This is a genomic window from Maritimimonas rapanae (genome assembly GCF_057837205.1).
Genome location: NZ_JBYQFI010000001.1, coordinates 576,565 through 598,375, shown reverse-complemented (window position 1 = coordinate 598,375; position 21,811 = coordinate 576,565). Strand labels below are relative to the sequence as shown.

The following is a 21,811-nucleotide window of genomic DNA, read 5'->3' as shown; positions in this document are numbered from 1 at the left end:
ACATGGCAAAAAAGACTGAAGTTACCGTAGAAGAAAAATTGAGAGCATTATATGACTTACAATTAATCGACTCAAGAATAGATGAAATAAAGAATACGCGCGGTGAATTACCTTTAGAAGTTCAAGATTTAGAAGATGAAATTGAAGGTTTAAATACTAGATTAACAAACTATAATAATGATGTTGAAAGTTTAGAAACTAGTATTAAAAATAGAAAGCAAACTATTGAAGAAGCAAATGCGTTAGTAAAAAAATATACAACGCAACAAAAAAATGTAAGAAACAACAGAGAGTTTGATTCTTTATCTAAAGAAGTTGAATTTCAAGATTTAGAGATTCAATTGGCAGAAAAACATATCAAAGAATTTCAAGCAAAAATTGAACAAAAAAATGAAATTATTACTGCTGCTAAAGAAAAAATTAAAGAGCGTAAAGATCATTTAAAGCATAAAAAAGATGAGTTAAATGCTATTATTGCTGAAACTGATAAAGAAGAAAAATTATTAAATAAAAAATCTGAAGAGTTCAGTAAATTAATAGATGAGCGTTTACTAACAGCTTACAGAAGAATTAGAGCTAAGGTTCGTAATGGTTTAGCTGTTGTACCTATTAAAAGAGGTGCTTCTGGAGGTTCTTTCTTTACTATACCACCGCAAAAGCAAGCTGAAATAGCTAATCGTAAGAAAATTACTACAGACGAACATAGTGGTAGGATTTTGGTTGATGCGCAATTAGCTGAAGAAGAAAAACAAAAAATGACGGAATTATTTTCTTAAAAATAATCTTAACTCAAATATTTAAAAAGCCTTTCATTTCGAGAGGCTTTTTTTATGAAACCATAACTAACAAAAACCAAATTATAGGAATAGCCTCTATAAAAAGTGCACTATAATACTTATGCTGTGTCACTTTAGCTCTCAATAAAAATACTAAAGATATAAGCGCAACTAATAATTCAATTCTAAAAACCTCAGTATCATAGTTTGATTTTAAGAAGTTAAGTCCAAGAAATAGCATTAAAAATAATAACCCTAATCGCTTTGACTTTTCTATGCCAATCATTTGAGGTAAAGTCATCAATGACTCAGAATCAAAATTAAGATCGCGAATATCAAAAGGAATAGTAATGGCCAACACAAATAGTAGTCGCTGTAAGAAAATGATTAATATATCTTTTGTAAATATTATTTCATAATTTATCACTGGTAATAAAACAGTAATTCCAGCCCAACAAAATCCAATTAAAAACAATTTAAACCTTGATATTGCTCTTAACGGTTTACCCTTACCAAATGGTAACACATAAAATAAAGTAGCAAGCCCAAAAGGTACTAACGTAAACAAAGCATTTCTGCTTAATTTTAATCCATAAAATATTACACCTAAAATTGAAATTAAAGAGACAACAATTAATATCTTTTTGTGGTTGGCAATCCACTCGGCAAACCAAAATGTTCTAATTTCTGTCCTCCTATAAAGTCTGATATAATTATAAGAAAGTACTGTTGAAAAGAATACAAACCAAGCAACATAATTTGATTCAATATTAAATGAAAGTAGCGTAATCTTAGTTAAGCAAAATGTTACAAGAGCTACATGGATATTGCTAAAAACATAAAAATCTAGTAGTCTTTCTAAATGTCGCATCACACAAAAATACTGAAAAGTAAACGGTTGAAAAATATTCAATTAGCAACTCAACAAATATGTAGTTTTTACTTACTTTTGATAAGCAAAATTTACAGTTTTAAAATCGTATAATGAAGACAGATTCTTTCGTATTAAGACATTTAGGCCCGCGAGAAAATGAAGTAGAACAAATGTTAGCAACTATTGGTGTTTCCTCTTTAGAAGAACTTATTTACAACACCATTCCGTCACACATAGAATTAAAGAAACCTCTAGACTTACCAAAAGCAATGAGTGAGTTCGAATTCAGTGATCATATTCAAAAACTAGCAGCAAAAAATAAACAATATAAATCTTATATTGGTCTAGGATATCATCCTACCATTTTACCCGCTGTTATTCAAAGAAATATTTTTGAAAACCCAAGTTGGTATACTTCCTACACACCTTATCAAGCTGAAATTTCGCAAGGCCGTTTAGAAGCGTTGTTAAATTATCAAACAATGGTTTCTGAACTAACAGGAATGGAATTAGCCAATTCGTCTTTATTAGACGAAGGTACCGCAGCTGCGGAAGCTATGGCAATGCTATTCGCATCACGTTCTAGAACTCAGAAGAAAGAAGATGCAAATCAGTTTTTTGTTTCAGAAGATGTATTACCACAAACTATTTCCATTTTAAAAACAAGAGCTGTACCAATTGGTATTGAATTGATCTTTGGTAATCATAAAGATTTCGAGTTTACTTCAAAAACATTTGGTGCTATTGTGCAATACCCTACCAAACATGGACAAGTTTATGATTATACTGATTTTATAACTGCTGCTCACCAAAATGAATCCAAAATAGTAGTTGCAGCAGATCTTCTAAGTTTAGCTGTACTTAAATCACCTGGAGAAATGGGTGCTGATGTTGTTGTAGGTACTTCACAGCGTTTTGGTGTTCCTTTAGGATATGGTGGTCCACATGCTGGTTATTTTGCTACTAAAGAAGAATACAAGCGTTTAATCCCTGGGCGTATTATTGGTGTTACAAAAGATGCTGATGGTAATCGTGCGTTACGTATGGCTTTACAAACGCGTGAACAACATATTAAACGTGAAAAAGCAACATCTAACATCTGTACTGCACAGGTTTTATTAGCAGTTATGGCAGGTATGTATGGTGTATATCACGGGCCAAATGGCTTAAAATATATTGCTAATAAAGTCCATTCATTAACCAATATTTTAAACGGAACTATCCTTAAATTAGGTTTAGATCAAGTAAATACTGTAGCATTTGACACACTTCAAATAAGTATTGCTTCCGCGGATACAGTTAAGAAAATAGCTGAAGCTCAAGAAGTAAATTTCTATTATCCTAATAATACTACCGTTTGTATCTCTTTAAATGAAACAACATCTTTAGAAGATGTAAATCAAATAATTAATATTCTAGCAAAAGCAGAAGGAAAGGAAACTATAATTATCAATGAATATGTTGAGACTTCTTCGATATCAGAAAACCTAAAACGTACAACACCTTTTATGACCAATGAGGTTTTTGAAAATTCACATTCAGAAACTGAAATGATGCGTTACATTAAAAAACTAGAACGCAAAGACATTTCTTTGACAGATTCTATGATCTCATTAGGCTCTTGTACTATGAAATTAAATGCAGCTTCAGAAATGTTACCCTTAAGTTCTAGTTCGTGGAATAACATCCATCCTTTTGTACCTATAGATCAAGCTCAAGGATATCAAGAAATGTTAAAAGGTCTTGAAGATTCATTAAATGTAATTACTGGTTTTCACTCAACTACTTTACAACCAAATTCTGGTGCTCAAGGAGAATTTGCTGGATTAATGGTTATTAGAGCCTATCATAAATCTCGAGGAGATTATCATAGAAATATATGTTTAATCCCTGCTTCCGCGCATGGTACAAACCCTGCTTCGGCTGTTATGGCTGGTATGAAAGTAGTTGTTACAAAAACTACAGAAGAGGGTAATATTGATGTGAATGATTTACGAGAAAAAGCAGAATTACATAAAGATAATCTCGCTGCATTAATGGTAACGTATCCATCAACGCATGGTGTGTTTGAAAGCGCAATAACTGATGTAACAAAAATAATTCACGACAACGGAGGGCAAGTTTATATGGATGGTGCCAATATGAATGCCCAGGTCGGTTTAACAAATCCTGCTACTATTGGTGCAGATGTTTGTCATTTAAACCTGCATAAAACATTTGCTATACCACATGGTGGTGGTGGCCCCGGCGTAGGCCCAATTTGCGTAGCAGAGCATTTATCAGAGTTTTTACCAACTAATCCTGTTATAAAAACTGGTGGTAACAATGCCATCACAGCAATTTCAGCAGCTCCTTGGGGCTCTTCTTTAGTAGATTTGATTTCTTATGGATATATAAAAATGCTAGGTGCAGATGGGTTAAAACTAGCTACCATCTATGCCATTTTAAATGCCAACTATTTAAAATCACGCTTAGAAGAGCATTATAAAATTTTATATACAGGTGAAAAAGGTTTTGCTGCGCACGAAATGATCGTAGACTTTAGAGAGTTTAAAGCTAAAGGTGTTGAAGTGGCTGATATTGCCAAGAGATTAATGGATTTCGGTTTCCATGCTCCCACATTGTCATTCCCTGTTGCTGGAACATTAATGATTGAACCAACAGAAAGTGAAAATAAGAAGGAATTAGATCGTTTTTGTGACGCTATGATTCAAATAAAAACAGAAATTAATACTTACATTGATGGTGAAGATTCAGTTTTAAAAAACGCACCACATACCCAAGAAATGATCACATCAGATGATTGGAATTATAACTATTCTAGACAGGAAGCTGCTTTTCCATTAGAATCTGTTTCTGAAAATAAATTTTGGCCACCAGTTAGACGTGTTGATGATGCTTATGGTGATCGAAATTTAATCTGTGATTGTAATCCAATAGAAGATTATATTGAAGCGTAAAAACTAATTTTATAAAAAAACATAAAACACTACCTTTGTGGTTCGCTTTTTTTAAAAGACAAATAGAACATGAAAAAAATCACTAAAGAAACCTATTTAAAATGGTATAAAGACATGCTGTTTTGGCGTAAGTTCGAAGACAAACTTGCAGCTGTTTATATACAACAAAAAGTACGAGGTTTCTTACACTTGTATAACGGTCAAGAAGCTGTGTTAGCTGGCGCTTTACATGCAATGGATTTGTCTAAGGATAAAATGATCACTGCTTACAGAAACCACGTGCAACCTATCGGCATGGGTGTAGACCCAAAAAAAGTAATGGCTGAATTGTTTGGTAAAGCGACTGGTACTTCGCAAGGCTTGGGTGGTTCTATGCATATCTTTTCTAAAGAGCATCGTTTTTATGGTGGCCATGGTATTGTAGGTGGTCAAATACCTTTAGGTGCTGGTCTTGCTTTTGGTGATAAATATAAAGGTTCCGATGCTGTAACACTTACCTATTTTGGTGATGGTGCAGCTCGCCAAGGATCATTACATGAAACCTTTAACATGGCAATGCTTTGGAAGCTTCCAGTAGTATTTATCGTAGAAAATAATGGTTACGCTATGGGTACTTCAGTTGAACGTACAGCAAACCATGAAGATATCTGGAAATTAGGATTAGGTTACGAAATGCCTAGTAAACCCGTAGATGGTATGAATCCTGTAAAAGTTGCTGAGGCTGTTCATGAAGCTATTGAGCATGCCCGTAAAGAAGGTCCATATTTCTTAGAAATGAAAACATATCGTTACAGAGGTCATTCTATGAGTGATGCTCAGCACTATAGAACTAAAGAAGAAGTCGCAGAATACAAAAAAATAGACCCTATTACTCAAGTATTAGATGTAATAAAGGACAATAAGTATGCTACTGACAATGAGATCGATGCAATCAACAAAGAAGTAAAAAGTATGGTTTCTGAATGCGAGAAGTTTGCAGAAGAATCTCCTTTTCCAGATAAGAATATAATGTATGATGTTGTTTACCAACAAGAAGATTATCCTTTTTTAAAACATAGATAGATTATGGCAGAAATCATAAACATGCCTCGACTTAGTGATACCATGGAAGAAGGTACAGTGGCTAAATGGCTTAAAAACGTAGGCGATAAAGTTGAAGAAGGTGATATTCTTGCTGAAATAGAGACCGACAAAGCTACTATGGAATTTGAATCTTTCCATGAAGGTGTTTTACTTCATATAGGCATAGAAGAAGGTGGTACTGCCAAAGTTGATTCATTATTAGCGATTATAGGTAAAAAAGGAGAAGATTTTTCTTCGTTATTAACCCAAGTTGATTCAGTCGCTCCTTCTAAAACGGAAGAGAAAAATGATAAAACTCCTGTAAAAGAAGAACCTGTAATAGAAGCTAGTAGCAATGATGGTGTTGATCTACCTGATGGAGTAGAAATAATTACCATGCCTCGCTTAAGTGACACCATGACAGAAGGGACTGTAGCATCATGGTTAAAGAAAGTTGGTGATAATGTTAGTGAAGGTGATATTCTTGCTGAAATAGAGACCGACAAAGCTACTATGGAATTTGAATCTTTCTATGAAGGTAACTTGCTATATGTTGGTATAGATGAAGGTGGTTCTGCCCCTGTAGATAGTGTATTAGCAGTAATTGGTAAAAAAGGAACTGACATTTCTTCGGTTATAGAAGGTATTAAAAAAGGCGTTTTTTCTAAAGTTGAGAATAAGCCTGCAGAAGAGAAAAAAGAAACTATAAAAAAAGAAGAACCCCAACAATTAAAATTTGAGCCGGTTTCGACTACAGCAATTGAAACTATAACTACAGTTTCTAGTACAAACGGTCGCGTTATTGCATCTCCTTTGGCTAAAAAAATAGCTAAAGAAAAAGGTATTAATCTATCACAAGTACAAGGAACTGGAGAAAATGGACGTGTAATAAAACGTGATATTGAAAATTACTCACCAGCAGCAAGTACTGCTACAGTAACTCCATTTGTACCTGCTGGACAAGAAAGCTCAGAGGAAACACCTAATTCTCAAATGCGTAAAGTGATTGCTCGTAGATTAGGCGAATCTAAATTTACTGCTCCGCATTATTACTTAAACGTTGAGTTTAATATGGATAATGCTATTGCTTTTAGAAAACAATTCAACTCATTACCAGATACTAAAATATCTTTTAACGATATGATCGTTAAAGCCACTGCTTTAGCATTAAAACAACATCCACAAGTAAATTCGCAATGGTTTGATGATAAAATAAAACGTAATCATCATGTGCATATAGGAGTTGCCGTTGCTGTTGAAGATGGTTTGGTGGTTCCTGTTGTTCGATTTGCTGATGAACAAAGCTTACCTCAGATTGGTGCTCAGGTAAAAGATTATGCCGGTAGAGCAAGAAATAAAAAACTAACACCTCAAGAAATGGAAGGTAGTACATTTACTATTTCTAATTTAGGGATGTTTGGAATTACTGATTTTACTTCAATTATAAATCAGCCAAATTCAGCAATTTTATCTGTCGGAGCAATTGTTCAAAAACCTATAGTAAAAGAAGGACAAATAGTAGTTGGTAGCACTATGAAACTTACTATGGCCTGTGATCATAGAAGTGTTGATGGAGCTACCGGAGCTGAGTTTTTACTAACACTAAAAGGGTATATCGAAAACCCGGTAACGATGTTGGTTTAAAAAGATTTCATAAAATAAAAAAGCTCTCTACAAATAGAGAGCTTTTTTATTTTACTATATATCTTATTATTCTACTTCAACTAAATTTAATCCATCATATCTTATTAAGTACACGCCGTTATTCACAAACCCACCACCAGAATTATTTCTTTTATAATAAAACTTGGTACATAACCTTTCAGAAACACCAGCATTTAAAGCACTATCTACGTTCTCATAACTACCAAACCTCAATAAACTATCATAGGTAAGGTCAAATCCTCTAAAAGCATATTCTGAAGGTTCTACATAATTGATTCTTTTATAAGACTTAACAAAACGTTTAATCGAATCATTCTCATAATTTATAAAGCTATAGGTAGGGTAATGAAAGTTAACATGTGCCAAACTATTATTAATATCATTTTGGTCATCAAAATTCCTTCCTTTTTCTAGGGCAAAAAGTGTTGGCATAAATTCTTTAGGCAACACACCAAGGTTATTTATAACATCTCTAGTTACCACTGCATCTTCAGTAATCAAAACAACCCAGTTATCTTTATTTTTTATCAGCTTTTTTCTAAAAATTTCAGGTTTTATATATCCCTTTTTTGGCTTAATAACTTCAATTTTATTAATGGTATCTATCATTTGCAAATCATTAACAATAGCATTTAAAAAAGGAATTGTCTCTTCTTTATCATCAGTTATTACTACCAAATTTTGTTCCTTATAATTATCCTTTATATAAGAAAGTACTTTTGCAGATAGTCCTTCTCTGGAAGGAATCTCTTGTATTAGGTCTGAATTATAAATTTTTGAATGATCCTTTTTTGACACAGGAGAAATTATTGGAACATTTCTACCTCTCAATAAACTGGAGACATATTCTATGTTATCATAAAACATCGGACCAATAATAACATCTATATCAGAAATATCTAGAGCACTAAAAATAGTCTGTATTCTTTGTTTATTATTTCTTGTATCAAAAACTTTTACATTTACAGACAAGCCCTGTTTTTTTAAAGAATCTAATGCCATTTGAGCACCTAAATAAAAATCTGAAACAATATCACTCGTTCTATTCTTCTCAAAATCCACACTCGCTTTATTACTCATAAATGGTAACAATAACACTGCATTAATTTGCTTATCTGGAGTTATAATTGGCGTAAACATCTTCTCAGAATCTAACAAGTCTAGTGTTGGAATTTTAATCAACATTCCTTCTATAAGTCCTTCTCTAAGCTCAGGGTTAGCAGTAATTAGTTCTTCTTCAGAAATATTAAATTTTTGGCCTAAACTAAAAATGGTCTCTTTTTTCTCAACTTGATGTGTTACAAAATCTTCACTTTCATCAGGAATTTCAGCTGAATTAGGCACTAAAATAATAGCATCTTTTTGTAATCCTTCAACCTTTATTTTTGGGTTTAATTCTTCAAGCTTTTCAATACTAATTCCGTATCGTCTCGAGATGCTGTATTTGGTTTCTTTAGCTTTAACTAAATATGGTTTTGTATTAGAATCTACCATATTTTCAGTTGTGCCAGACAATTGAAAATTACGATCAACTGGAATTTTAATTATTTGTCCTACTTTTAAATCTTCTCTTCTTAAAATCGGATTGTGTTTTCGTAAAATTCTTTTGGCAACACCATATTGTTTTTTTAATCTAAAAAAATTCTCTTTTGGTAAAACTTTGTGGAATAAAAACCCATTTTCTACATAATCTTTATGATTTTCAGGTAATGCTTGCTTATAATTTTTATTTGGTATGATCAATACCTTAATACCTTCTAATCCATTTTTAAGATCAGGATTTAATTTTAATAAGTCGTGAGGCGTTATCGATAATTTTTGAGAGATACTTTGTATAGTTTCACCTTCTTGTACTAAATACTTAGTATACTTTTTCTCTTGCGAAAAAAGAGAAACAAAACTAAAAAGGAAAACAATTATTAAAAACTTTATCTTATTCATTGGTTGATTATATACTATTCCCATTCAATAGTTGCTGGTGGTTTAGAGCTAATGTCGTACACTACTCTATTTACACCAGGCACATTATTAATTATTTTATTTGATGTTTCTTGTAAAAACTCATAAGGTAAATTTACCCAATCTGCTGTCATACCATCTGTAGATGAAACTGCTCTTAAAGCTACAACTTTTTCATAGGTGCGTTCATCACCCATTACACCAACTGAATTTACTGGTAGTAGCATCGCACCAGCTTGCCATACATCATTATACAAATTCCACTTCTTTAAACCGTTTATAAAAATAGCATCTACTTCTTGAAGAATTCGAACTTTTTCAGCTGTAATATCACCTAAAATTCTAATGCCTAATCCTGGACCAGGAAAAGGATGTCTTCCTAGTAAATCTGGACTCATTCCTAAAGACTTACCTACTCTTCTTACTTCATCTTTAAAGATCATTCGTAATGGCTCAACAATCTTCAACTTCATAAAATCTGGTAATCCTCCAACATTATGATGACTTTTAATTGTAGCAGAAGGTCCTCCAGTAACTGAAACAGATTCAATTACATCAGGGTAAATTGTACCCTGACCCAACCATTTTACATCTTCTATTCTATGAGCTTCATCATCAAAAACATCAATGAACGTATTACCGATCGCTTTTCGTTTTTTCTCAGGATCGGCAATTCCTTGTAGGGCTTTCAAAAAACGTGCCGAAGCATCAACACCTTTTACATTTAAACCCATTCCTTTATACTGTTCCAGAACGCTATCAAACTCATTCTTACGCAGTAAACCGTTATTAACGAAGATACAATATAAATTTTTACCAATAGCTTTATCTAGTAGAACGGCTGCAACACTAGAGTCTACACCTCCAGATAAACCTAGAACAACTTTATCGTCACCCAACTTTTCTTTTAATGAATTAACTGTAGAATCAACAAAAGAATCTGGAGTCCAACTTTGCTCAACTTGCGCAATGTTTACTAAGAAATTTTCGAGTAGTTTTTTACCATCTGTTGAATGATAGACTTCTGGGTGAAACTGAATAGCATAGGTATCTTCATCCTCAATTTTATAGGCAGCATATTCAACATCATGTGTACTAGCTATACGCTTGTAATTTGTAGGTATTTCTAAAATAGTATCTGAATGACTCATCCAAACTTGAGAATTATCCTCAACACCATTAAACAATGTATTAGAAGCGTCAATGGAGGTCAGGTTCGCCCTACCATATTCTCTAGTATTTGAAACACCAACTTTACCTCCATAAAAATGAACTAAATACTGTGCTCCGTAGCAGATTCCTAGTAGCGGTTTTTTACCTTTAATATTAGTGAGATCAGGTTGAGGTGCGTTTTCACTTCTTACTGAATGAGGGCTTCCAGACAGAATAACGGCCTTATAATCATCTGAGTTAACCTTTTTGCTGTTAAAAGGATGAATTTCACAATAAATATTCAGTTCTCTAATTCGGCGAGCTATAAGTTGAGTAAACTGCGATCCGAAATCTAAAATAAGTACCTTCTGTTGCATTTGCAAAAGTAAAATTAAATTGAGAAATCTTGAACCTCTTTCTATAAAAATATTTAGTAATTTGTTGTTCTATAAAATTTATTCTAATGAAAATTATTTACCTATTCCTAATGTATTTTATTGCTGGAACTTCTTTCTCAACAGCACAAAGCGAAGCATATACCAAAAAGAAGCGAGAAAAAATTGAAAAAGGTTCTGTATTCACTAAAATTATAAAAAGGGAATTGCCAGCAACCATAGAATATGAAGATGATGATGTTATTGCTTTTGTTCCTTTACGTTTGCAAGCTCCAGTACATTTACTTATTGTGCCAAAAAAAGAAATTTATACCATTAATGATGCAACAGAAGAAGATACCAGAGTGCTTGGTAAACTTTTTTTAGTGGCTAAAAAGCTAGCAAAAGAAAAAGGAATTGCAGAAACAGGGTATCGGCTTTCTATGAACAATAATGAAGATTCTGGTCAATCTGTCTTTCATATTCACTTACATTTATTAGGTGGTAAAAAACTTGGGCCTATGGTAACTCAAGATTATAAAAAAAATGTTGATTAACTTAGCGAATCTCTAACCTTACTATATTATGAAAAAATATTGCATCCTTCTTATCTTAATTATTAGTTTTTCTCTTGTCGGATTTTCACAAAACGATCAAAATTTTAGTGAAGGCCCATTTTCACAGCTTATTATTAGAGGAGTCACACTTATTAATGGTAATGGAGCACCTCCAATAAGTCCTGTTGATATAGTAGTTGAAAATAATATCATTAAGGATATAAAAGTTGTAGGATATCCTGGAGTTAAAATAGATGAAAGTAAACGACCTAAGCTAAAAGCTGGTGGAAAAGAATTGGATGCTAATGGAATGTATCTATTACCAGGGTTTGTTGACATGCACGGTCATATTGGTGGAAAAGCTCAAGGAGCAGAACCAGATTATGTTTTTAAATTATGGATGGCTCATGGAATAACAACAGTTAAACAACCTAGTGGTCGCAATGCAATAGAACTCAAACGTCAGAGTGCAGCTAATGAAATTATAGCACCCAGAATTTTTGAATATACGGGCTTTGGTTCTGGAAGTGATAAACCTATTAGCACGCCAGAAATGGCAAGAGTCTGGGTAAGGCAGAATGCAAAAAATGGTGCAGATGGTATCAAATTTTTTGGTGCAGAACCAGAAATTATGGCTGCGGCATTAGACGAGAATAAAAAATTAGGCCTAAGATCTACTGCTCATCATGCACAAATGAGTGTTGCAAGATGGAATGTGCTACACTCTGCTAGAGCAGGAATGACATCTATGGAGCATTGGTATGGTTTACCTGAAGCTTTATTTGAAGATAGAACCGTTCAGCATTACCCTCTAGAATATAACTATAACAATGAACAACATCGTTTTGAAGAAGCTGGTAGACTATGGCAGCAAGCTGCCAAACCTTATTCTGAACATTGGAACAAAGTAATGAACGAATTGCTTGAACTAGATTTTACCCTAGACCCAACATTTAATATCTATGAAGCAAGTAGAGATCTTCAAAGAGCTAGAAGGGCAGAATGGCACGAAGACTATACTTTACCGTCCTTATGGAAATTCTATCAACCAAGTAAAATATCGCATGGTTCTTACTGGCATTATTGGGGTACTGAGCAAGAGATCGCATGGAAAAAAAATTACCAATTATGGATGACTTTTATAAATGAATATAAAAATAGAGGTGGTCGAGTTACAGCTGGTTCCGATTCTGGATTCATTTTTCAATTATATGGCTTTGCTTATATACGAGAATTAGAGTTACTCCGCGAAGCCGGATTTCATCCATTAGAAGTAATTAGAGCAGCTACTCTAAATGGTGCTGAAGCTTTAGGTTGGGATGATAAAATAGGCTCTATTGAAATAGGAAAACTAGCAGATTTTGTCATTTTAGAAGAAAACCCATTGTTAAACCTTAAAGCATTATATGGTACAGGAGCCATTAAGCTTACAGAAGATAATGAAGTAGTTCGAGTTGGCGGAGTTAAATACACCATAAAAGATGGAATTATTTATGACGCAAAGAAACTACTAGCCGATGTGAAAAATATGGTTGATGAAGCAAAACAAAAAGAAAATTTTAAAATTACTCAACCTGGTGTGAAAAATTAGCTTGTAATGATTTTTAATTCTGGCGTCTAAAAATTAGAAATAATTAAAATTCCAGACCATGAAAAAATACTTCCCTTTAATAATAAGAGTTGTAATTGCTGTTTTATTAATTCAAACTCTTCGCTACAAGTTTACTGCACATCCAGATAGTGTTTATATTTTTGAAAAAACCGGGTTAGGTGATGTGGGAAGAATTGGTTCAGGTATCGCAGAATTAATTGCTGCTATTTTAATTTTAATTCCAAGAACTGCATGGCTTGGCGCTGCAATGACGTTGGGCATTTTAGCAGGAGCAATATTTATGCATTTAACCAAATTAGGTATAGAAATTAATGGTGACGGTGGTACTTTATTTGGTATGGCTGTACTAATTTTTGTACTTGCCCTTATTACTTTACTGTTAAATAGAAAAAACATACCAATTATTGGTGAAAAGTTGTAAAATGTTAATTTCTATAATTTTAAGCCTTTTTTATTAATATATTTGAGATAACCATTAACAAATTAGTGGTTAAAATTGCTATAAAAAAGAGGTTCTCTCTCCTTAAATTTATTGTAAAACATAAGTAAGAGTACGTCTTGTAACCCTATTGTGCTATGAATATATTAAAAGAAGTAAAAGAGGAATTCTTTTACACTACTTACAACATTGATCGACTAATTTCTAAGTATTTAATTAAGCGTTTAGGTGTAAACGATATAGAAACAATTAATGCCTTAGGATTAAAAGGACGAATGACCTTTAAAACTAGATTAGACCTGTTAATGCAAATTAGATCAGTTTCTAAACTAAATAAGCAAAAACTAAAGATTTATTCTTTACTATATCAGGCGCTAATGCTCAAGAAAGATACTTTTACTGCATTAAATTCTGAACACTTTTCTTTTTTAGCTGAGCATTATCCTCAAGACAAAATGATCTCTTCAGACAAGAAAGTAGGTAAAATTCTTACCGACTTCGTTTTAGATATTCAAAATATTATAGAAAAAATATCTAAGATCCCTACTTTACAAATTATGGATGAAGATAATAATAACGTAGAACGCGTTATTCACTTATCAGCTATCTAGCAGCGACTTAAAATAATTGTATTTTTGAGTTATGATGAAGAATACTTTTCGCATAGCTGTTTTAGCCGTACTTATCAATAAAGATAATAAAGTCTTAATTGGTTCGTCGCCACGTGATGGTGGCTATAAATTTCCTCAAGGTGGATTGAATCCTGGAGAGGATATTATAGCAGGCGTGAAACGAGAATTGAATGAAGAGTTAGGAATTTCAATTTCTGAAGATGATATAGAAATTCTATTTAAAGAAAGAGTTAGATATATCTATCCTCCTGAAGACCCATATTATATCTATAAAGGACAAGAACTGGCTGTAGTAAAAATCAATTACAATACTTCTTGGGAGCTTATACCACAAGATGATGAGTTTGAAAAATTGTATTGGATAAACCCAGAAGAATTACAAAATTTTGATGTGAAATTTAGACTAAAAGCATATACAAAAGCTCTAGAATTATGTCAATTATTGTAACCAATCTATTTTTTCTTTTTCATTCAAAAATGTCCAAGCTACAATGCGTGTAATTTTATTACCTTGGTGTAAAGGTATCGTTTCAGTATTAGTAGCACCTAATTTTTCTAAAGAAGCATACATACTTTTTAAGTTATCTTTATTAGAAACTAAAGTTGTATACCAAAAACATTGTTTTTTAAATAGTGAACTTTCGTATAAATAAGTATGCAAAAACGCTTTTTCTCCACCTTTATAACTTAGTTCATTCTCAATACCTGCAAAATTTCTTTGATTAGACTTATTATTCAGGCCTTTATTTTTTCTTATATTCTGCCTCTTAGCATCTTCTATGGAATTATAAAAAGGTGGATTACAAAGTGTAACAGAAAATTTATCCTCTTGATTTAGTATTCCATTAAAAATATTTGTTTTATCCTTTTGTAAACGTAACTCAATTACTTTTTCTAATTTATTCTTACTAATATTTTGGTTGGCATGATGTAATGATTCTTCGTTAATATCTGTTGCAACAAATTCCCAGTTGTATTCAGAATTTCCTAATAATGGGTAAATACAACTTGCCCCAGTTCCTACATCTAGAGCTCTCACTTTTTTAATATTTGAGCTTTCTAACAAATCCGACAAATGATGAATATAATCAACACGCCCAGGAATAGGTGGACATAAATTTGCATCAGGAAATTCCCAATAGATTATATTATAATGCGCTAGCAATAATGCCTTATTTAGTTTTTTAACAGCTTCAGGCGATGAAAAATCAATAGTAGAAGTATTATACTTATTTATAAATACAATTTTTTTTAAGGTAGGATAAACGTCACAAAGTTTAGAAAAATCATACCCTGACTTATGTTTATTTCTAGGGTGCAAACTTAGCTGCTTTTCCATGAAATTATAATTGTACTATTGAAAACTCTCCGATTAATGGATCTAAACTTTCTGCCAATTTCGGAATTAGCTGTTCACCGTATTCTAAATAATATTCAGAAAAATTACGTTGCCGTTCTTCTAAACTCTGATTAGGAAATAATTCATCTTGTAAGACTTTAATTCGTGTACCTAATTCAGAGTGTCTGCGTTTTTCAGCTTTTAACAAACGTTTTTCGAGGTTATCTAATCCGTTTAATTGTTTTTTGGTTTGAGCTTTTACCGCACCAATAAATGATTTATCGGTTTGCTCTGCAATCTTTTCTAATTCTGCAAATTGCTTTTTAAGCAGTTCTCTCTGTGCAGAAAAATCAATTTCAAATTCAGAGATTTCTTTAATCTTTTTATTGACTAAATCATTTTGCTTTAAAAATATCTCATCTTGAGAAATAGTTAGTTTTTCTAACTTATTGTATTGTTTTTCAGACTGTAATAATACAGAATTACGCAATAGCAAAATAGGGAATGGGATTTCTACTGCCTCAAAATATTTTTTTAATTCAAACCAATAAGCTAATTCGCCTCCACCACCGATGTAACATAGATTTGGCAAGATAACCTCTTGATATAATGGCCTCATTATTACATTAGGCGAAAATCTCTCTGGTTCCTCGTTGAGGCAATCTAATAACTCACTCCTGCTGAAAAAAATATCTGTATTATTTACCTTATAAACTCCACCCTCAAATAAAATTCGTTCTCTTAAATCGTCGGTTAAATAGAATAAATTGATTTCACGTGGATTTACCTGAATTTTATAATCTTTTTCTAACTTAGAAATTGTTTCAGTAGCTTTTATATAACTTGTTTGATTGATCAATTCTTCTTCAACAAACGGAATAAATAAGCGCTTCAATTGTCTATCATCACCGTCAACGATTACAAGTCCGTACTCACTAAATAATTCATTTGCAATATATCGAGTTGCTTCAGCTAAGCTATTATGCTCTAAATATCCTTTTCGGAAAAGGCTTTTTAAATAATTTGCATTTTTGGTAGAGCCAATTTGCTTAGAAAATTCATTAAAAACCTCTCTTAATCCTTCTGTAGATAGTCTACCGACTGCACCTTTACATTCTCTCTCCCAGCTCAATTTCTTCCCGTTAAGGTTAAAAAAATTAATCTCATCAAAATCGTGATCTTCTGTAGCCATCCAATAAACAGGAACAAAATTATTTTCAGGAAATTCTTCTTTCAATTTTTCTGATAAGTTGATTGCCGAAATGATCTTGTATAAAAAATATAATGGGCCAGTAAATAAATTTAGTTGATGACCTGTGGTAACCGTAAAAGTATTCTCTCTAGAAAGGCTTTGAATATTTTGTTTTGTTTTATCTGAAACAGATACATTCTTATACTGATTATTAAGAGAATTAACTAAAATATTGCGATTGTTCTGTGAAAAATGACGTTTTTCTTTTAGCTGATTTTTGAAGCCGTTAAGATTAGGAAAATTATTATAAAAAGGTTTAATACTTTCTACTTGATCTAAATAATCACATATAGTTTTAGAAAAATAACCAGTTTGTTTAAAAGGAATTGTTTGAACTTTAACTTTACAATCTTCTTCGGTCATTAAAAATGCATTTGATCTTGCTAAAATTACTAAAATTTAGAGCATCAGTCGATGTCTAACAATATTACTAACATTTTTTTAACTAAACAGGTATTCCGTTAAGATCGAAATCGCCTGCCGAAGTAATTTTTATATTAACAAACTGACCTATTTGAACATAATGCTCACGAGCATCAACAATTACATCATTATCTACGTCGGGCGAGTCAAATTCGGTACGTCCAAAAAAGTAATTGCCCTCTTTTCTGTCGAAAATACATTTGAATGTTTTACCTATTTTTTCTTGGTTTAGCTCCCAAGAAATTTGGCTTTGAATCTCCATAATTTCAGAAACACGTTGCTCTTTAACATCATTAGGCACATCATCTACTAGTGTAGCAGCATGTGTATTTTCTTCATGTGAATAAGCAAAAGCACCTAAACGATCAAAACGGGTATCAATTACCCATTGCTTTAACTCTTCAAAAATTTCATCTGTTTCACCAGGATAACCAACAATTAAGGTTGTACGAATAGCCATATTTGGTACAGAAGCACGAAATTCTTTGAGTAGTTTATTTGTTTTTTCAAATGTTGTACCTCGACGCATGGATTTTAAAATGTCGGTATTGATATGCTGCAATGGGATATCTAAGTAATTGCAAACTTTTGGCTCATTTTTCATAACCTCAAGTACCTCTAATGGAAATCCTGTAGGAAAAGCATAATGCAAACGAATCCATTCGATACCATCAATCTTTACTAACTCTTTTAATAGATCAGCTAAAGCACGTTTTTTGTAAATATCAAGCCCGTAATAGGTTAGATCTTGGGCAATTAAGATTAATTCTTTAATGCCTTTTTCGGCTAATTTGGCAGCTTCAATAACCAATTCTTCAATTGGAGTTGACTTATGTTTACCTCGCATCAATGGAATTGCACAAAACGAGCATGGTCGATCGCAACCTTCAGCAATCTTTAAATAAGCATAATGCTTAGGTGTGGTAGTTAAACGTTCACCTAATAGCTCATGTTTATAATCAGCTTCTAAGACTTTTAAAAGATTTGGTAAATCATGTGTGCCAAAGTATTGGTCTACATCTGGTATTTCTTTCTCTAGATCTGGTTTGTAGCGTTCACTTAGGCAACCTGTTACAAATACTTTATCTACTTCTCCTTTTTCTTTTTTATGAGCATAATGTAAAATGGTATTGACCGATTCTTCTTTGGCCTTACCTATAAATCCACAAGTATTTATTACGACAATATTACCATCATCATTTTCATCCTCATGTACAACTTCTTTACCATTAGCTTGTAATTGCCCCATCAATACCTCAGAATCATAAATATTCTTTGAACAACCTAGGGTTACCACATTGATCTTATTCTGTTTTGTAGTTTTTGTACGCATATCTCTATTTTACATTTAAATCAAGTGTAGAATCACCTAGCATCAAATCAAAAATAAACGGTCCAAAAACAAAAGTCGCAATCAACAAAACAGCTAAAACTATTAAAAGTGATTTAGAAAATCTTTTCTTTATCAATACTCCTAAAGAAATTAAGGCTATTGCTAAATAAAAGAATGCTATTGTATAAAATCCTTTAGAAAAAACCTGAATAACTTCTTGGGTAGTTTTTGGATCATCTAGCGATCTTAAATTAAAAACCTGAATAATATTTAATGCTACACCGGCAATAGATAGAAAAGCAACTATACCGTATAAAACCATTAAATTTCTAGTTGAACTTTCCATTATTTGAAGAAAGAGTCTACGAATTCGTGTTTATTGAATACTTGAAGATCGTCAATGCCCTCACCTACTCCAATATATTTTACTGGAATCTGAAATTGATCTGAAATACCAATAACCACACCTCCTTTAGCTGTACCATCTAACTTAGTAACGGCTAAAGAAGTAACCTCTGTAGCTTTTGTAAATGCCTTAGCTTGTTCAAAAGCGTTTTGACCAGTTGAGCCGTCTAAAACTAATAGCACATCATGTGGCGCGTCTACAACTGTTTTTTGCATTACTCGTTTGATCTTAGTTAACTCATTCATTAAATTAACCTTGTTATGCAAACGACCTGCAGTATCGATAATTACAACATCTGCGTCTTGATTAACTGCAGATTGTACTGTATCAAATGCTACAGAAGCCGGATCTGAACCCATCTTTTGTTTAACAATCGGTACATCTACTCTATCTGCCCACACTTGCAATTGATCTATAGCCGCGGCACGGAATGTATCACCCGCACCTAAAACTACTTTTAACCCTTGTTTTTTGAATTGCGAAGACAGTTTACCAATAGTAGTGGTCTTACCTACACCATTTACACCTACCACCATAATAACGTATGGTTTTTTATCTTTTGGAATTGAAAATTCAGTTTCGTTGCCAACATTAGTTTCCGAAAGTAAAGCAGCAATCTCTTCACGAAGAATTTGATTCAACTCTTCAGTTCCTAAATATTTATCTCGAGCTACTCTAGCTTCAATTCTATCAATAACCTTTAAAGTAGTAGCAACACCTACATCAGAAGATACTAATACTTCTTCTAAATTATCAAGTACATCATCATCTACTTTAGATTTTCCGGCAACGGCTTTAGATAATTTTCCAAAAAAAGAAGACTTACTCTTTTCTAAGCCTTTGTCTAAAGTCTCTTTTTTCTCTTTAGAAAATATGTTTTTAAATAAACTCATTAATTATATAATCAATTTTAATATAACTTTCTTGTGCAAAAGTTAAACCATTTATTACTATATGAAATTATGGCATAAATATAAAAAAGAAAAGCTACCTTCAAATGTATGAAAGTAGCTCTTTTATATACGTTTTAAAGCGACTATTTCTTTAAGAAATCGTTTACTTTAGACGGATCCATAATAGCCTCAACAAAAGTGTAAGCACCTGTTTTAGGAGACTTTACCATTTTGATGGCTTTAGTTAATCTTTTAGAACCTGTTTGTAACGACGCTACTGCTTTCTTTGCCATGACTCAATATTATTTAATCTCTTTATGAACTGTCATTTTCTTTAAGATAGGATTGAATTTTTTCAATTCCATTCTATCTGGAGTATTCTTTTTACTCTTAGTTGTAATATATCTAGAAGTACCTGGCATACCACTATTTTTATGCTCAGTACATTCTAAGATAACCTGTATTCTATTACCTTTCTTTGCCATTTGATATTATTTTTTTAAAAAGCCATTTGCTCTGGCTTCTTTAATTACAGCAGAAATTCCTTTTTTATTGATATTCTTTAAAGCAGAAGCTGACACTTTTAAAGTAATCCACTTATCTTCTTCTGGAATATAAAAACGCTTTTTCATTAAGTTAGCGTCGAACTTACGTTTCGTTTTATTCATGGCATGAGAAACGTTGTTTCCTACCATTGCTTTTTTTCCTGTTAACTCACAAACTCTTGACATTTCTAAACTGTTTTAATGGTTGTTCTAAAACGAGGTGCAAAAGTAATAACTTTTTAAAGAATTAACAAACTATATTACTAATTTTTTAAGATAGAAGTTTTTAACAATTCTAACGCTTTAACGGAAGCTTTTTGAATTACTTTTTGGCGTGGTGGCCCGAATTGATAATCTTTTACATAAATTCCTGATGGTGATGCAATTGCAATATAAACCTTACCAACAGATTCGTCTGTTTTGTCTTTGGTAGGACCAGCATTACCTGTTATTGCGATGGCATAATCAGATCTGTACAACTTTTTAATCCCTAAAGCCATAGATTCTGCTACTTGAGAACTAACGACTGTATGATCATTAATTAATTTATTTGGCACATTTAAGATATCTGTTTTAATACGTTCATTATAACTAGTGACAGAGCCAATAAAATATTTTGATGCACCCGAAACTGAAGTAATCATTTTAGCAATATTTCCACCTGTACAACTTTCAGCAATAGCCAAAGTTCTATCTTGACCAACTAATAATTTACCTATTTCTGCTTCTAAACTTTCACCTTCATCATAACCTACTATAATATCACTAATCAATTCGGTTAGTTTAACTACTTCGTTTTTTAGTTCATTCTCTAAAAACTCGTAATTATCACCTTTTGCAGATAATCTCAATCTCAATCTACCATAATCAGGCAAGTATGCCAACTTGATAAACTGAGGTAGATTATTCTCCCATTCTTCTATGCGTTCAGCAACTTTACTTTCGCCCATTCCATAAGTGAGGATAGTTTTATGAATAATATATGGTAATTCAAAAGATTCTTGAAGCACTGGTAACACTTTTCTAAGCATTAGTCCTTTCATCTCATTGGGAACTCCAGGTAACGAAATAAATACTTTTCCATTTTTCTCAAACCACATTCCTGAAGCGGTACCTAAGTAATTCTTTAGAACCTTAGCCTTAATAGGAAGTAAAGCTTGTTGTTTATTTAACTCAGTAAATTGATATCCAATTTTTTCAAACATAGCTCTTATGTGTTCTACAATTTCTTCATTCAACTCTAGATCTGAATTAAAATATTCAGCTATAGTGTGCTTTGTGATATCATCTTTTGTTGGCCCTAAACCACCAGTAAGAATTACAATATTTGCATTACTCTCCGCTTCCGATAATGCTTTCAAAATATGTGATTTTTTATCTTGAATGGAGGTAATCTGAAAAACAGAAACTCCAATTTTATTCAACTCTTGGGCTATCCATTGTGAATTAGTATCGGTTATTTGTCCGATTAAAATTTCATCCCCAATAGTTATTATTTCTGCGTTCAAATCTTTTTTTATAAAAAAGCAAATTTAACGCTATTCCTCATAATTTTGTA

Annotated in this window: 21 protein-coding genes; 9 read left to right on the top strand and 12 right to left on the bottom strand. The window is 32.4% G+C overall.

Annotation, left to right across the window (positions count from 1 at the left end):
- Nucleotides 1-2: 2 nt before the first annotated feature.
- Nucleotides 3-776, top strand: coding sequence for a zinc ribbon domain-containing protein (locus tag AC3IF2_RS02825; protein ID WP_489165506.1), 774 nt, complete (start codon nucleotides 3-5; stop codon nucleotides 774-776).
- Between the two features lie 52 nt (nucleotides 777-828).
- Here AC3IF2_RS02825 and AC3IF2_RS02820 read toward each other — a convergent pair whose 3' ends face one another.
- Complete coding sequence (locus tag AC3IF2_RS02820) at nucleotides 829-1,647, bottom strand: UbiA prenyltransferase family protein (protein ID WP_489165505.1); 819 nt, start codon at nucleotides 1,645-1,647, stop codon at nucleotides 829-831.
- Between the two features lie 113 nt (nucleotides 1,648-1,760).
- Here AC3IF2_RS02820 and gcvP point away from each other — a divergent pair, with 113 nt between their 5' ends.
- From gcvP to AC3IF2_RS02805, 3 genes are all read left to right on the top strand, one after another.
- Entirely contained in the window at nucleotides 1,761-4,610 is a 2,850-nt protein-coding gene (gcvP, locus tag AC3IF2_RS02815; protein ID WP_489165504.1) for an aminomethyl-transferring glycine dehydrogenase, read from the top strand.
- A gap of 69 nt (nucleotides 4,611-4,679) precedes the next feature.
- On the top strand, nucleotides 4,680-5,672 hold the full coding sequence (gene pdhA, locus AC3IF2_RS02810) for a pyruvate dehydrogenase (acetyl-transferring) E1 component subunit alpha (RefSeq protein WP_489165503.1): 993 nt from the start codon (nucleotides 4,680-4,682) through the stop codon (nucleotides 5,670-5,672).
- 3 nt (nucleotides 5,673-5,675) lie between these two features.
- Nucleotides 5,676-7,316 carry a pyruvate dehydrogenase complex dihydrolipoamide acetyltransferase gene (locus tag AC3IF2_RS02805; RefSeq protein WP_489165502.1) on the top strand — a complete coding sequence of 547 codons (1,641 nt, stop codon included), beginning with the start codon at nucleotides 5,676-5,678 and terminating at the stop codon, nucleotides 7,314-7,316.
- A gap of 66 nt (nucleotides 7,317-7,382) precedes the next feature.
- Here the strand turns inward: AC3IF2_RS02805 and AC3IF2_RS02800 are convergent, their stop codons facing one another.
- Both AC3IF2_RS02800 and guaA read right to left on the bottom strand, forming a co-directional pair.
- The gene (locus tag AC3IF2_RS02800; protein ID WP_489165501.1) at nucleotides 7,383-9,302 is read right to left on the bottom strand and encodes a LysM peptidoglycan-binding domain-containing protein; all 1,920 of its coding nucleotides are present in this window, start codon (nucleotides 9,300-9,302) and stop codon (nucleotides 7,383-7,385) included.
- A complete protein-coding gene (gene guaA / locus AC3IF2_RS02795) occupies nucleotides 9,293-10,825 on the bottom strand; it encodes a glutamine-hydrolyzing GMP synthase (protein ID WP_489165500.1) in 1,533 nt (510 codons plus the stop codon). The genes AC3IF2_RS02800 and guaA overlap by 10 nt, the downstream gene beginning before the upstream one ends.
- An 86-nt stretch (nucleotides 10,826-10,911) precedes the next feature.
- Here guaA and AC3IF2_RS02790 point away from each other — a divergent pair, with 86 nt between their 5' ends.
- The 5 genes from AC3IF2_RS02790 (at nucleotide 10,912) to AC3IF2_RS02770 (ending at nucleotide 14,510) form a co-directional block, all read left to right on the top strand.
- Nucleotides 10,912-11,379: a histidine triad nucleotide-binding protein gene (locus tag AC3IF2_RS02790; protein ID WP_489165499.1), complete on the top strand. Its 468-nt coding sequence runs from the start codon at nucleotides 10,912-10,914 to the stop codon at nucleotides 11,377-11,379.
- Between the two features lie 28 nt (nucleotides 11,380-11,407).
- Nucleotides 11,408-12,970 (top strand): amidohydrolase family protein, encoded by a 1,563-nt coding sequence (locus AC3IF2_RS02785; RefSeq protein WP_489165498.1) that lies wholly within the window; start codon nucleotides 11,408-11,410, stop codon nucleotides 12,968-12,970.
- Between the two features lie 58 nt (nucleotides 12,971-13,028).
- On the top strand, nucleotides 13,029-13,412 hold the full coding sequence (locus AC3IF2_RS02780; RefSeq protein WP_489165497.1) for a DoxX family membrane protein: 384 nt from the start codon (nucleotides 13,029-13,031) through the stop codon (nucleotides 13,410-13,412).
- A 155-nt stretch (nucleotides 13,413-13,567) separates the two neighbouring features.
- The gene (locus AC3IF2_RS02775) at nucleotides 13,568-14,041 is read left to right on the top strand and encodes a hypothetical protein (protein ID WP_489165496.1); all 474 of its coding nucleotides are present in this window, start codon (nucleotides 13,568-13,570) and stop codon (nucleotides 14,039-14,041) included.
- Nucleotides 14,042-14,072: 31 nt separating this feature from the next.
- Nucleotides 14,073-14,510 (top strand): NUDIX domain-containing protein, encoded by a 438-nt coding sequence (locus AC3IF2_RS02770; RefSeq protein WP_489165495.1) that lies wholly within the window; start codon nucleotides 14,073-14,075, stop codon nucleotides 14,508-14,510.
- Here AC3IF2_RS02770 and rlmF read toward each other — a convergent pair.
- The 9 genes from rlmF to AC3IF2_RS02725 form a co-directional block, all read right to left on the bottom strand.
- Nucleotides 14,502-15,401: a 23S rRNA (adenine(1618)-N(6))-methyltransferase RlmF gene (gene rlmF / locus AC3IF2_RS02765; RefSeq protein ID WP_489165494.1), complete on the bottom strand. Its 900-nt coding sequence runs from the start codon at nucleotides 15,399-15,401 to the stop codon at nucleotides 14,502-14,504. The genes AC3IF2_RS02770 and rlmF overlap by 9 nt on opposite strands.
- A 4-nt stretch (nucleotides 15,402-15,405) precedes the next feature.
- The gene (gene bshC / locus AC3IF2_RS02760) at nucleotides 15,406-17,016 is read right to left on the bottom strand and encodes a bacillithiol biosynthesis cysteine-adding enzyme BshC (RefSeq protein WP_489165492.1); all 1,611 of its coding nucleotides are present in this window, start codon (nucleotides 17,014-17,016) and stop codon (nucleotides 15,406-15,408) included.
- A gap of 82 nt (nucleotides 17,017-17,098) precedes the next feature.
- A complete protein-coding gene (rimO, locus tag AC3IF2_RS02755) occupies nucleotides 17,099-18,409 on the bottom strand; it encodes a 30S ribosomal protein S12 methylthiotransferase RimO (protein ID WP_489165491.1) in 1,311 nt (436 codons plus the stop codon).
- Nucleotides 18,410-18,413: 4 nt separating this feature from the next.
- On the bottom strand, nucleotides 18,414-18,755 hold the full coding sequence (locus AC3IF2_RS02750; protein WP_489165490.1) for a hypothetical protein: 342 nt from the start codon (nucleotides 18,753-18,755) through the stop codon (nucleotides 18,414-18,416).
- The gene (gene ftsY / locus AC3IF2_RS02745) at nucleotides 18,755-19,708 is read right to left on the bottom strand and encodes a signal recognition particle-docking protein FtsY (protein ID WP_489165489.1); all 954 of its coding nucleotides are present in this window, start codon (nucleotides 19,706-19,708) and stop codon (nucleotides 18,755-18,757) included. Before ftsY ends, AC3IF2_RS02750 begins: the two co-directional genes overlap by 1 nt.
- 143 nt (nucleotides 19,709-19,851) lie before the next feature.
- Nucleotides 19,852-20,001: a DUF4295 domain-containing protein gene (locus tag AC3IF2_RS02740; RefSeq protein ID WP_480198155.1), complete on the bottom strand. Its 150-nt coding sequence runs from the start codon at nucleotides 19,999-20,001 to the stop codon at nucleotides 19,852-19,854.
- Between the two features lie 9 nt (nucleotides 20,002-20,010).
- Nucleotides 20,011-20,193: a 50S ribosomal protein L33 gene (rpmG, locus tag AC3IF2_RS02735; protein ID WP_489165488.1), complete on the bottom strand. Its 183-nt coding sequence runs from the start codon at nucleotides 20,191-20,193 to the stop codon at nucleotides 20,011-20,013.
- Nucleotides 20,194-20,199: 6 nt separating this feature from the next.
- On the bottom strand, nucleotides 20,200-20,439 hold the full coding sequence (rpmB, locus tag AC3IF2_RS02730; protein ID WP_480198157.1) for a 50S ribosomal protein L28: 240 nt from the start codon (nucleotides 20,437-20,439) through the stop codon (nucleotides 20,200-20,202).
- A gap of 77 nt (nucleotides 20,440-20,516) precedes the next feature.
- Nucleotides 20,517-21,761 carry a competence/damage-inducible protein A gene (locus AC3IF2_RS02725; protein ID WP_489165487.1) on the bottom strand — a complete coding sequence of 415 codons (1,245 nt, stop codon included), beginning with the start codon at nucleotides 21,759-21,761 and terminating at the stop codon, nucleotides 20,517-20,519.
- Nucleotides 21,762-21,811: the final 50 nt, after the last annotated feature.

What these genes read in the sequence shown, in the direction of transcription:
- AC3IF2_RS02825 (WP_489165506.1), top strand. Translation starts at nt 3, where the DNA reads ATGGCAAAAAAGACTGAAGTTACCGTAGAAGAAAAATTGAGAGCATTA.
- AC3IF2_RS02820 (WP_489165505.1), bottom strand. Translation starts at nt 1,647, where the DNA reads ATGCGACATTTAGAAAGACTACTAGATTTTTATGTTTTTAGCAATATC.
- gcvP (WP_489165504.1), top strand. Translation starts at nt 1,761, where the DNA reads ATGAAGACAGATTCTTTCGTATTAAGACATTTAGGCCCGCGAGAAAAT.
- pdhA (WP_489165503.1), top strand. Translation starts at nt 4,680, where the DNA reads ATGAAAAAAATCACTAAAGAAACCTATTTAAAATGGTATAAAGACATG.
- AC3IF2_RS02805 (WP_489165502.1), top strand. Translation starts at nt 5,676, where the DNA reads ATGGCAGAAATCATAAACATGCCTCGACTTAGTGATACCATGGAAGAA.
- AC3IF2_RS02800 (WP_489165501.1), bottom strand. Translation starts at nt 9,302, where the DNA reads ATGGGAATAGTATATAATCAACCAATGAATAAGATAAAGTTTTTAATA.
- guaA (WP_489165500.1), bottom strand. Translation starts at nt 10,825, where the DNA reads ATGCAACAGAAGGTACTTATTTTAGATTTCGGATCGCAGTTTACTCAA.
- AC3IF2_RS02790 (WP_489165499.1), top strand. Translation starts at nt 10,912, where the DNA reads ATGAAAATTATTTACCTATTCCTAATGTATTTTATTGCTGGAACTTCT.
- AC3IF2_RS02785 (WP_489165498.1), top strand. Translation starts at nt 11,408, where the DNA reads ATGAAAAAATATTGCATCCTTCTTATCTTAATTATTAGTTTTTCTCTT.
- AC3IF2_RS02780 (WP_489165497.1), top strand. Translation starts at nt 13,029, where the DNA reads ATGAAAAAATACTTCCCTTTAATAATAAGAGTTGTAATTGCTGTTTTA.
- AC3IF2_RS02775 (WP_489165496.1), top strand. Translation starts at nt 13,568, where the DNA reads ATGAATATATTAAAAGAAGTAAAAGAGGAATTCTTTTACACTACTTAC.
- AC3IF2_RS02770 (WP_489165495.1), top strand. Translation starts at nt 14,073, where the DNA reads ATGATGAAGAATACTTTTCGCATAGCTGTTTTAGCCGTACTTATCAAT.
- rlmF (WP_489165494.1), bottom strand. Translation starts at nt 15,401, where the DNA reads ATGGAAAAGCAGCTAAGTTTGCACCCTAGAAATAAACATAAGTCAGGG.
- bshC (WP_489165492.1), bottom strand. Translation starts at nt 17,016, where the DNA reads ATGACCGAAGAAGATTGTAAAGTTAAAGTTCAAACAATTCCTTTTAAA.
- rimO (WP_489165491.1), bottom strand. Translation starts at nt 18,409, where the DNA reads ATGCGTACAAAAACTACAAAACAGAATAAGATCAATGTGGTAACCCTA.
- AC3IF2_RS02750 (WP_489165490.1), bottom strand. Translation starts at nt 18,755, where the DNA reads ATGGAAAGTTCAACTAGAAATTTAATGGTTTTATACGGTATAGTTGCT.
- ftsY (WP_489165489.1), bottom strand. Translation starts at nt 19,708, where the DNA reads ATGAGTTTATTTAAAAACATATTTTCTAAAGAGAAAAAAGAGACTTTA.
- AC3IF2_RS02740 (WP_480198155.1), bottom strand. Translation starts at nt 20,001, where the DNA reads ATGGCAAAGAAAGCAGTAGCGTCGTTACAAACAGGTTCTAAAAGATTA.
- rpmG (WP_489165488.1), bottom strand. Translation starts at nt 20,193, where the DNA reads ATGGCAAAGAAAGGTAATAGAATACAGGTTATCTTAGAATGTACTGAG.
- rpmB (WP_480198157.1), bottom strand. Translation starts at nt 20,439, where the DNA reads ATGTCAAGAGTTTGTGAGTTAACAGGAAAAAAAGCAATGGTAGGAAAC.